Source organism: Chitinophaga sp. 9-1-y, assembly GCF_059511905.2.
In genome coordinates, this window is sequence record NZ_CM197955.1 from 2728146 (window position 1) to 2740484 (window position 12339).

The window sequence follows — 12339 nt, forward strand, 5'->3', positions numbered from 1 at the left end:
AGGAAATTATTAGGCAGAACCGTGCAATGACTGGCAGAAGTTGAGCTCATTCTTTCGTTATCTACCATTATCGCATAAGTTCGATGTACCCATTCAATTGGTTTTTGAGAAACAGGTTACCGTTGTCCTTCTTCATATACCTGAAATATTCATGTTGCTTTCTCATCTGTTTATTCGCATTGACGGCAAATGCCCAATCCCAGCGCATTTCAATTCATGTAAAGCATAAACCTGTCACCAACATTTTAGCGCTTATCACCGAAAAAACAGGAGCTACTTTCTTTTATAACATTGAGGAAATTAAAAAATTGCCCCGCATAAGCCTGCAGGTCAACAATGAAACGGTTGACAACGTACTACAACTGCTGTTAAAAGATCACGGGCTGCGTATAGTTCATACAAATAGCATTATCGCTATTGTACCCGCCAATAAGCAGGATAGCAGCGTGGCCGTAAATGAAGTGCGCGGCCGGATAGCAGACCTCAATGGTAATCCCCTGCCTGATGCCACAATAGTTGAACGGGGGAGTAATAATTTTACAAAGACAGATATCGCCGGCATATTTCATCTCCGGGTACCGGTTCATGCCATATTGCAGGTGTCTTATATCGGTATGCAAACAAAGCAGGTACCCGTTAACAACACCGGGTTGCTGTCAATTTTTCTGCAACCGGTATTGACTACTATGAATGAAGTAGTGATCAATGGGTATTCAAAAGTTAAACAGAGATATTCCGCGGCATCAGTGACTAATATCCCCGTAGGCAGCCTGGATCGGAATGATCAGCTTTCGATAGACAATATGCTGCAAAGCAAAGTACCGGGGCTATCTGTTAATATGAACAGTACAAATCCGGGAGCAGCACCGAAAATAAGATTGCGCGGAACAGCCACATTACTCGGGAACCGGGAACCTGTTTGGGTGATTGATGGTATCATTAGCAACCCGCCGATGAAATTAGATGCCGCAAATGTAAACTCACTGGACGAAGTAAACCTCATGACCAGCCCGGTGATAGGATTGAATCCAAAAGACATTGAACAGATAGACGTACTGAAGGATGCCGCTGCTACTGCATTGTACGGCGTAAACAGCGGTAACGGCGTGATATTGATTACTACCCGCAATGGTAGGCTACACGAAGCGCCGGCAGTCAAATTTTCCCAAATGACGAATATTACTTTCCGGCCACGCTATCGTCAGTTGAACCGCATGAATGCTTCACAAAGAATGACGTTGTCAAAGGAGATCATAGATGAAAAATTGCCTTTTTCAAATGGGATTCTTCCCCAGGGCTTTGAGCGGGACTATACAGATTTCCTGAACGGGACTATGAGCAAAGAAAAACTGACGGCGGAGGAAGCAGCCTATGCGGCCATGAACACCGATTGGTTCAACATCCTGTTCAATAATGGGGTAACACAAAACTATCATTTATCCGTGAACGGGGGAGGACGCAAAACAGCCTATTATTCGTCTATGGGATATACCGATCAGAAAGGACCGGCCATCTTCACCCAGGCAAGGCAATATTCCGGCATGTTCGGCCTCAACTATCAGCCTGTAAAGGCATTGCAGTTGGGCATCAAATTATCCGGCGCCCGGGATGCCGGCACTTATCCCTATCAGACCAACCCGTATCAATACGCATACAATACTGCCAGGAGCCTGCCTTATACCACAGGAGGACAACGGATGTATTACAATGCTTCGCCTTTTACGCCCAACTGGTCGTTGGCCAATTACAAAATGGATACTTCCCAGTTGGCATTGTCCAACATTGTTTCCGAAATGGAAAACAGCCGCACCAGTACCAACGTTAATACTTACAAAGCGGTTATTCATGCCGACTGGACATTTCTCCGTTCTTTTAAATTACATGGACTATACGGCTTCGGTGCATCAACGGCGCAAAATAGCACCTACGCCGGAGAGCAAACCAGTTACGTGGCTGCTAAGTACCGTCTGGGACTGGCCCCTGGTATGATATACAGTGATGCGGCGAAACGGAATATGGTTCTTCCCGCCGGAGGGGAATACCAGGAAACAGATACCCGGCAACGTGACTATACGATCCGTCATGCCATAGAATATAGTGTCAAAGCACCTTCCCATTATGTACAAGTGTTGGTGGGAAATGAATTAAGACAGTCAAAATACAATATCGATAAACTTTTTATACTCGGATACTACCCGGATAGTGGAAAGGTAGCGCATATGCCCGCAGTGAATGAGTATCCCCTGTACCGAGCCTTTTTCTCTTATGCTGGTATCCTGCCAAGGGAACAAATCATGAACAAATACCGGCAAATGAGTTGGTATGGGATGCTGGTATATTCTTACAAGGACAGGTATACCTTTAATTTCAATGTGCGCCAGGATGGTGCCAATTATTTTACGCAATACGGCAATAACACCTGGCAGCGAACCTGGGCCACCGCAGTGAAATGGAGTATCCTGGATGAACCACGGATAAAGAAAAATATGCGTTCGGATAATCTGTTGGCCCTCCGCATTTCTTACGGATATAATGTAGGATTGCCGGAAATAAAATCTTCCAGGCTGTCTATATCCAATTCATCTCCGGATATTATATCCGGAGATAATCAGGCAACCATAACGGGTTTTGCTAACCCCGGTTTGCGTTGGGAAAAAACATATGTGTTTAATGCCGGCATGGATTTTTCATTTTTTAATAACCGGTTATATGGAACGGTGGAAGTGTACAGCAAACAAAGCAGGGACTTGTTGGCGAATATAGACCTGGCCGAAGAAAACGGCGTAAATTCCGGCAGTTACAACAGCGCCGCAATGGTCAATCATGGTATGGAAGCTGGCATTCAATGGCAAATTATTCAGCAACAAAACTGGCGATGGAATGTAGGCGTCAATGTATCTTTTAATAAAACGCGCATCTTACAAACGAACTTTACAGACCCGGGATTTATAGGCAATCAGCAACAATATCTGAATGGGAGTATTATCAAATCAGGTACAGATCCTAATATGATGTATGCTTACAAATTTACAGGACTTAACAAAGACGGATACCCCACTTTCCGGGGAATTTATGATAGAGACTACCTCGTTCAGCCTACGGTATCAGAATATTATGCACATGTTTTTGTTCCCGTGGGAAGTCGTATTCCTTTAATAGACGGAAGTTTTTCCACTAATATCAGGTATCGTAACTGGACGCTCATGGCTATTTTCAGGGTTAAACTGGCTTATAAACAACGATTGGTCAACCTTTACGGAGGCGGAGGTTATATCCCTAATCCGGCCGAAAATATGTCTACTGTTATTGAACAACGCTGGAAACAACCCGGAGATGAGAAAAAGACGAATATCCCCCGCATGGGCAACCAATCCAGTATTTACCTGGTGGATCCCATTACGATGTCGCCCGTACAGTATTATCGCTTCGATCCTGCTACCATGCAGTATTTTAATGGGATACTACCGCTTTACCTGATGTCTACTTCTTCCTCGGACATGTACAACAACAGCGATATCCGGACTGTTGACGCCAGCCATGTCAGCCTCTCTACACTCTCCCTGCAACACACCATTCGCTCCCGCAAAACCGGGAAACAACTCTTGAAAGATATATCCTGTTATACGCAGCTACATGATGTGTTGTTGCTGGCGAATAAAAAACTAAAAGGACAGGACCCGGAACTGCCTGCCGGAACAATGCCCAGACGGCCATCTCTGACATTAGGCATAGATGTAAATTTTTAATACAGATGAAAAAAATCCATTTAAAATATATTTTCTCTTTGCTTATGATCGCAGGTATTTCCAGTGGTTGTAAAAAATACCTGGATACACCCGCCGATAATTTGCGCACCCCAAAAACAGTAGCGGATTACACCGAAATGCTCAATGGCGAGGGCTGGAGTCGAACACTGTCGCCTAACAGCGATTTTTCGCTTTACTTCCTGGATATGATGACCGCCGATGTAACAGAAAGTATTGGGCCTACGCCGCCGGTAGAGGAAAAAGGCGCTTATGCCGCCTTTTACACCTGGCAAAATGTATACGATGCCCAATATGATGAAAGACATACGCCGTCTGCCATCCTGAACAATACCTGGCTGGGGTTATATAGAATTATAAAGGTTTGTAACATTATCACAGAGGAGGGAGAAAAGATGGAAGGAGATATTGCGTCCCGGCAATTTTTACTCGGAGAAGCCCATTTTTCCAGGGCATTGGCATATTATTATCTTATCAATATCTGGGGCACTCCTTATGATCCTGCCAACCGTAATGATTCGATGGGGGTGCCGTTACCTACGGGCAGTACGCCTGTAAATGCTACGCTGCCGAGAAGCCCGGTACATGTGGTGTACGAGGGAATACTGGATGATCTGAACAATGCGCTCAGCTATGTACAGGCATCGCAAAAAGGGGGTAGCATTTATCATTATTCCCCTGCAGCCGTTTACCTGCTGCTTTCAAGGATACATCTTTATTTGCAGCATTGGGAGCTGGCTGCCACCTTCGCGGGGAAATGCCTGGAAATCAAACCTGCATTGAATGATATCACGCATCAGCACAATGACAGGTCTGATTTTTATTCCAGTCTTTTGGGGGTAAATAATCCGGAGGTGATCTATACCTTCTATAATGATTTGAATCCTGCTGTTTTTAATATTTTTGGAGATGGAAATAGCTATTGCTATACTGTTTCCCCCGACCTGCTGCAATTGTATGATACCGCAGATCAACGGTTAGGTGGTTATTTTTACGATAATACCAACACGATCGTTCCCAAAACATTTAATACCACCGGCAACATATATTGTTTTTCGTTTCGTACAGCAGAAGCTTATCTTAACAGGGCAGAAGCAAACGCACACCTGGGAGAAGCCGGTAAAGCATTAGCCGATTTAGACCTGTTAAAAAGCTATCGCGTGAAAAGCGCCGCAACAGGTACGTCCGACCTGCTATCCGACATACTAACGGAGCGGAGAAAAGAACTGGCTTTTCAATTGCATAACTGGTTTGATCTCAGACGAACCCATAGCCCTGCTATTGTTCATTATTTTACACCAGTTATTGGCCAACAGGTTCGCAGCCGGCAGCGATTTGTACTCGGAAAGAATGATCCGGGATATACGCTGGAGATCCCCGCACAGGCTTTGCTGGCTAATCCTGTTTTGAAACCCCTTGGCCTGAATGTGAGGATACCTCAGTAGTGAATAAGCCATTACATGCTTACAGTGAAAATTAAACTGCAGCAGCAATAATGCTGCCGCCTCTGTTATCAACCAAAGTCGCTATTATGAGGAGCATATCCTTCCGGCAGTTACTGCCGGACAAATACTTCCTCGTTAACACGATCCGCACCGGCGGAATTGGTATAAAATGTTTTTAAGTATATGCGCCCGCTTGCCGGATCATAAGATTGATCCAATACTTTAAAAGAGCCTGCTTTTATCTGGCTTTGCATCACCGTATTAATGGTAACGGTGAGGGCATTATTTTTCAGCGAAATATTATATTGCCAGCCGGAGCCGCCAAGATCACTGTAGTCGATGCTTATTTGGCCTGTGTACTTCAGCGGATTGGCTACTTTAACGCCATTGAACTTTGAGGTACTGCCAATGACACCATTGGCCTGTGTTGTTTTGTACAGGGTACGTACAGAAGTATCTTTATAACTGCCCGCCAGCGGATATCCGGGAAGCACAATGGTACCGGAAGTATCTTTCACAGTGGCTTTTGACATGGTTACATCCGACCCGTTATATTTCCCTTTTAATACAAAACTGTCTGCTGTGCCGGTAATAATCTCCAGTTCAAAATCTGATTGCAGCCCCAGGCCGAGTTGCGCGCCTGGCACCTTTCTTTCCGGATCGGCCAATAGATGGAGGTAAGTATACGTATCGAATATTAATTCAGGTTGTTGTAATGCTTTAAGCCGGTAACTGCTGGTCAGGGCTGGTAAATTCTGCCATCTTGAAACGACCCGGTTACTATCATTGAACTTAAACCAGAAAGCATAAACGTTATCATTTTGATCCGGATTAGGCACCACTTTAGCAACCCAGCCATAAGGAGCAGCTGCCAGGATAGATTGATAATTTGCCAACACCGCATTTAGGCGTTGGTCAGCCGATTTGTCAAAAACGGATGAATGCAGATCTTTTTTACAGGCAGTAAAAACCATCGCAGCCAATAATATATATACCAGGTATTTATTCATTTCTGTAAAATTTATAGTGTAAAAACTAACGGCACTTATCGATTCAACACGTTATGTATCTGTTGCTGTACGGCGGTTTGTAAACTATAGAAATCAAGGTGGTAAGCATCTCTGAAATAATCCACCACAATTTTTTCTTTAGCCCTCAGCAAGCTGATACCTTTGGGAGTATTAAGCTGGGTGGGATCATCGGGAAAAGGATGATAGAGGGTGTAATCGTAGCGTGCACGGCCCATCACCAACATGGTGGATACCAGTTCTGCGATGTCTTCGCCAGGTTCTTTCCGTGCATAATTAGTTACAAAGCCCAGTGTCCATGGATTCTCGCTGGCTACTGTCCAGTTACCGGTATAACCATCCGGTGTTACCTGGTTAAAAGCTATCGGATAAGCTTTCTTTTGATTTAGAATATGCGTGTACTCGTGGTGGATCAGGTGCGCCATATCCGCTACTCTTCCGCTATCTTTCCCGTTATAGGAATTAATACCAAAGAGGAGGATTTTGAGGCCACCTTCTGCCAGCCCGGCAACGGCATTGCCGTTACTTTGTAAAGCAATGCTTCCGGATAGCATGATCTGCTTCGGGGTATTTATTTTCATAAAGGTGCTGTCGCCGGCAGTTTGATTGTAAGGCATGATCCACATACTGATAATATCCCGCGTTACGGGAACCACCGTATTTTCTCCCGGAGGCACCAGGATCAAACTTTTATCAAATTCGGATTGATCCCATTTGTATTTCATTTCTATATTATATGGTTTTACCATAGAATCATAGAGCCATTTATCAATGGTTGTTTGTACCCAGGCATCTCCGCCCAAGCCATTAATATTTGCGTCCAGTGTTTCTTTCTTGTTACAGGAAATAATAGCGCCTGCCATTACTACCAGCACCAGGAATGATTTTAAATATTTCATTCTTAAAGATTTAATCAGTTGTATATATTATTTCAACAGCTACCATGTCTTATGCAGACATGGCTGCATCACCACCCCTTACCTGGGATTCGGCGCTAGGCCACTGGCTTGTGCTTCCTGTGGTATTTGCAACACTTTCCTCGGATCATCAGCGCTAATATTAATTACCGTGCCTTTATCATCCACATGTTTGAAAGTGAGTTTATTTCTCAGGATGTCCATCCAACGCATTCCTTCCTGCATAAATTCACCTCTGCGGGCATCCAGGATGGCCTGGATAGTTGCGCCTAACGGGTCAGTGGCCTTGTTGTAATAAGTGGTTACTTTATCCAGCGTAAGCTTATGGACCGCAGGATTATAGTCAATAACCCTTGTACTGTAATAAGTATTCAAATCAGCGATGGCGCTGTTAAAGTCGCCGGTACGTGCACTGGCTTCTGCATGGTTAAACAGTACTTCTTCGGCGGTGAACAAAGGGACATATATGTAAGGGTCACCCACATTAGGGCCCGTATAAACAAAATTCTCCAGCCATTTTTCGATGCCCTGGTCATTGTTATTAGACCCATAATAGAACACGTTATAGGCCAGACTACCATTTGTAATATTCCCGGAATAATATATGCTAATTGCGGTGGCAGCGTTTAATCCATACTGATATCCTATCCAGGCCCTGGCCCATATAGAATTTGTGGTGGCCAGCAACAGATTGGCTTTAGTGTCGGGACTGGTAAACCCGGCGCTTCTTTCGGCCCGGGTTGCCGTGTTCCAGGTGGTATTAAGTGGCCGCAGGTAATCCCCGAAGTTGCTACCCGGAAACACCTGGCTGCTATAGGTTAATGCCTTCGCGTAATCTTTCTTAAACAGGTAAAATCGGGCAGCAAAAGCATTGGCGGCAGCTTTGTTAAAATGGAAAGAAGGCACTTTATAAGCATTGTTATCGATGAGCGGTAATCCTTCGGTTAAATCTTTTTCAATCATATCATATACATACTTCACCGTTTTCCTTTCGTACCTGGGATTGATGGTTTTTTCAGGTGCTATTACATAAGGAATACCCGGATCGCTGGCAGCGGTAGCAGGATCATACACTTTTGAAAAGAACGTTACCAGCATAAAATGGGCATAAGCCCTTGCCAGCAAACCTTCTCCCTTATAGGGGTTATACGTAGCCTGGTTGGCGGCTTTGTTGATAGCATCCAGCGCCTGGTTGGCAGCGGCAATTGCCTTATAACAACTTTGCCAGTACACATCTGGTGATCCCTGGTTGGTGCTTGCATAATCGATAAACTTATATGCATTAATATTTACGAGGAGATCTCCACTATATTGGTTGCCCGCATGCCCTCTGTCGCCGGCATTATCAGACATCGATTCACTAAAACAGATATAGTCGTTACTGGGGTAGGCGGAAGTAAGCATTTGTGCTACCTTATCAGGGGTATCCAGTGTGGTTCTGTTGTCCGGATCCACCTCCAGGTATTTGTTACAGGCAGTGAGTAACAACATACCAGCACACAGGAATATACTTGTATTGATAATATTTTTCATCATAATAATTCTTTTAAGAAATCCTTACAAACCAACTTTTAAAGACATCACTAATTGACGTTGCAACGGCTGCGCAACACCTCCCGCATTGAAGAACTCCGGATCTTGTCCCCGTAGTTTACTGTCGGAATACAACAACCAGAGATTGCTGGCAGAAGCGGTAAGCGATACATTGCTTAAACCAATATGTTTAATGGTAGCGGATGGCAGTACATAACTGAGTGCGATATATTTAACCCGTATAAATCCTCCATCTGCCACTCTCGCAGTCGAATAGTTATAGTTGTTGTAAGGATAAGCGTCCGTCATCCTGTAATTGGTGAGTGCGTCCAGTATAGAAGGTACATTACTTGTTTTTTCGTCACCGGCCAATGTCCAGCGATCCAGGAATTCCCGGGGAAATGCATCCAAATCGGAGTAGGAGGCTTTAAACACAGGGTTTAACCTGATTTTATTTCCTGCCTGGTAAGTAAGTAATATATTCAGCGATAGACTTTTGTACCGGAATGTATTAGAGAAGCCACCGGTAACAGGAGGATCTACCGGTCCTTCATATACCAGGTATTTGGTAGTGATATCCTGTAGATTTACTTTGCGCGACACATCTCCTGCTTCGTTTACAAACAACGGAATCCCCGTATTATTTTCTAATCCTTTGTAGTCAAGAGAGAAGAGACTGCTAACCGGATACCCTTCTTTGTTTCCTCCCTCAGGTTTTACCTGGTCAAATATAATAGGGGTGTTTTTCGCATTGGTCACTTTATTCTGGTTGTAACCGAAGGTCGCGTTGGCTCTCCATCCTACATTGGTACTGCGGATGATGTCTCCGCCAATAGTTACTTCTACTCCTTTTGATTTCAGGTCAGCGTAGTTTGCACTCCTTACATCCTGGCCGCCTATACCGGAAGTTTTTATCCCGGCAATCAGGTCGAAGCCATTTTTCCGGTACAGATCCACTGTAGCGGTGAGGCGGTTATTAAAGAGGGCGGCGTCTACACCTATATTCAGGGAATATTGTTTTTCCCAGGTGAGGGCAGCGTTTTCGAGGTCAATAATCTGGATGCCTGATTCAATTACCCGCGCATATTGCCGGTAGGTATTCTGGGCTTTCAGTACTGCCGCCGAATTGGTAGCGGATCCTAAATCTGCCGTGAGCCCGTAACTGGCCCGTAATTTCAGCATGTTTAATTTACCCGCATCTTTCAGGAAATTTTCCTGCTCTATATTCCAGGCGCCACTTACACTCCAGGTAGGCAGCCAGCGGGCAGAGGGAGATTTTCCCATACGGTTAGAGCCGTCTGTACGTACCGCACCTGTAAAGTTGTAGCGATTGTTGTAGGTGTACCCCGCAGTAGCATAAAAGGCCGCATAACGATCATAAGTTTGCTGCATGCCAAAATAGGGGAGGTTCGCTTCACTGGCCTGTTTAAATGCGAGATAGTAAGGGAATACGCTGCCGCCATAGTCATATTGGTAACCATATCCCGTATTTAAAGCGTTTTGCCGGTTAGCATATTTAACCTCCTGTCCAACCATTACATTCAGGTCATGTTTACCAAAGGATTCTGCATAATTCAGGCTATTCCTGAAGTTGTAGTTGGTGAGGGCGTTTTCATTCCGGTTGTAAAACCCGCCGGCCGGCAATACAATCTGTGGAAAGGTATTGGGGTTATCCGGATCCTTATACAGGAAGCGGTTGGCATTGGCAATAACAGAATTAGCCGCTGCCCTGTATGCCTGCGCTTTATTAGAGGTTCCATCTACCAGGTCTTCCTGGCTGGTTTTGGCGTACCGGATGGCGCCAATGAAATCGTACCTGAGATGTTTGGTGATTTTGTAAGACAGGCTACCTTGTAATTTTACATCTACAACGGAAAGTTTTAACCGGTTGTTTTGCAGCTCATTGAGGATATTAAAAGGTGCGTAGTTTCTGGTAAAATATTCCAGGTCGCCGTTGTCGGTATACGCTGTTAATGCACGGCTGGTGTTTAACGCGTAGTTATATGGGTTGATGTCAAAATCACGGTTCATCTTTCCGGAGAAAGCATCTGTGGTCCGTGCTACTGTGCCGGGGGCTTCCTGCTGCCTTACAGATCCGGTGGCAATAAAGCCGGCAGATAACTTGTCGGAAAAAGTATAATTGTTTTGAGAGTTGAAAGTAAAGCGTTTTACTTTGTCGGCTACTGTCCAACCGTTGTCATTATAGAATCCGGCAGAAAAATAAGACTGCATTTTTTCCGATCCGCCGGAAAGACTGATCGTATGTTCCTGTATCAATGAATTGCGGAAGAGTATATTGAACCAGTTGGTATTCGCCAATGCATAACGTTGTAAGTAAGCATTTCTGCCAGCCTGTGTGTTTTCAAGTACGAACTTCCCGGTGGCGGGATTATACGTTTGTAACTGGTCATACATCTTACCGTATACGCCTTTGTCGGCACTGTTGCCGATATCCCCCAGGTTGAACAGCCCTTTCCTGGCTATTTCTGCATCGACAGACATCTGCTCTGCCGAATTCATGATATTGAAATTATCATAGCTGGGCTTTAGCTGTGTGCTGAAGTTGCCGGTATAATTTGTAATCATTTTTCCTGAACGGCCTTTCTTAGTGGTAATTACTACTACGCCATTCATGGCTCTGGCTCCATACAGGGAGGTAGCAGCCGCATCTTTCAGGATATAGATGTCTTCCACATCATTCATGTTCAGCCCGGCCACAGACGACGCAAGCAGCGTAGAAGGGTCGCCACTGGAAAGCTGATCATTTGAAACATCAATTACATCTTCCAATGCAATACCATCCACTACCCATAAAGGTTTGTTTTCGCCGGTAAGGGAAGTAACTCCCCTGATACGCACTTTAGGTGCAGATCCAAAAGTAGAAGATACGTTCTGAATACTCACTCCGGCCGCTTTTCCTTCCAGCGCCCGGCTGATATCGGTGGTTCCATCCATCCGGATATCTTCTGCTTTTAGTTTGGTACTCGCCCCGGCAAATTTTCTTTTATCGATTTCCTGGAAACCGGTCACAATGACTTCACTCAATCCTTTTGTGCCCTGCGTCATAATAACATCCAGGTGTTTGCTGCCAGCTACATTTTTTACAACAGCGGCAAAGCCTATAAAAGTAAAGGCCAACTTGTCGTTTGGTGCAGCGGCAATGCTGAACTCTCCCAGGTTGCCTGTTACTGCGGCTTTTTTGCTGTTTGCCGCTCTTACTACTACGCCTGGCAATGCGTTTCCTTTTTCGTCCGACACTTTACCCGAAACGATGATGGAGGTATCGTGTGCGGCAGACGGCGATCCTCCGGTGGCTGTTTTTTGCTGCGCTGTAGCAGCCCCGCTGGCTGCCAAGACTAATATAAACGCGGTGGTGATGACCAGAGACAACTGTTTAGCCTTAGAAGCAGGCCTCTCAGATGATTTGGTTGACATGCACAAGTTCCCCATCAGGAACTTTCTGTAAAGGTCCATATTCATATTGTTATAGCATTGTTTATACTCCCCTGTAGTCAGGAGCTGGTCAGGTTTAGTCTTTTGTTCTTAGTGTGGGCCCACTACTTGATTCTAGTCGATTTTATTATTTACCTCATTTGGTTTCAAATGAATTACTGTTATACGACAGGCGGGAAATGAAAAAGGGTGACTGGGA

6 protein-coding genes are annotated in these 12339 nt (G+C 44.8%); 2 read left to right on the forward strand and 4 right to left on the reverse strand.

Translation table 11 applies throughout. The features are described 5' to 3' along the window. The first annotated feature begins 104 nt into the window (after positions 1–104). Together AC5ZC7_RS10795 and AC5ZC7_RS10800 are read left to right on the forward strand one after the other, a co-directional pair. Positions 105–3746 carry a SusC/RagA family TonB-linked outer membrane protein gene (locus AC5ZC7_RS10795; RefSeq protein ID WP_496159286.1) on the forward strand — a complete coding sequence of 1214 codons (3642 nt, stop codon included), beginning with the start codon at positions 105–107 and terminating at the stop codon, positions 3744–3746. 5 nt (positions 3747–3751) lie between these two features. Continuing rightward, positions 3752–5209, forward strand: coding sequence for a RagB/SusD family nutrient uptake outer membrane protein (locus AC5ZC7_RS10800; protein WP_496159285.1), 1458 nt, complete (start codon positions 3752–3754; stop codon positions 5207–5209). Positions 5210–5319: 110 nt separating this feature from the next. On the opposite strand, the gene AC5ZC7_RS10805 is transcribed toward AC5ZC7_RS10800, so the two are convergent. The 4 genes from AC5ZC7_RS10805 to AC5ZC7_RS10820 all read right to left on the reverse strand — a co-directional run bounded on the left by AC5ZC7_RS10805 (position 5320) and on the right by AC5ZC7_RS10820 (position 12161). After that, positions 5320–6219 (reverse strand): DUF4302 domain-containing protein, encoded by a 900-nt coding sequence (locus AC5ZC7_RS10805; RefSeq protein WP_496159284.1) that lies wholly within the window; start codon positions 6217–6219, stop codon positions 5320–5322. A 35-nt stretch (positions 6220–6254) separates the two neighbouring features. Then, a complete protein-coding gene (locus AC5ZC7_RS10810) occupies positions 6255–7136 on the reverse strand; it encodes a substrate import-associated zinc metallohydrolase lipoprotein (RefSeq protein WP_496159283.1) in 882 nt (293 codons plus the stop codon). 78 nt (positions 7137–7214) lie between these two features. Next, the gene (locus AC5ZC7_RS10815; RefSeq protein WP_496159282.1) at positions 7215–8690 is read right to left on the reverse strand and encodes a RagB/SusD family nutrient uptake outer membrane protein; all 1476 of its coding nucleotides are present in this window, start codon (positions 8688–8690) and stop codon (positions 7215–7217) included. A gap of 21 nt (positions 8691–8711) precedes the next feature. After that, on the reverse strand, positions 8712–12161 hold the full coding sequence (locus AC5ZC7_RS10820; protein ID WP_496159281.1) for a SusC/RagA family TonB-linked outer membrane protein: 3450 nt from the start codon (positions 12159–12161) through the stop codon (positions 8712–8714). Positions 12162–12339 lie beyond the last annotated feature (178 nt).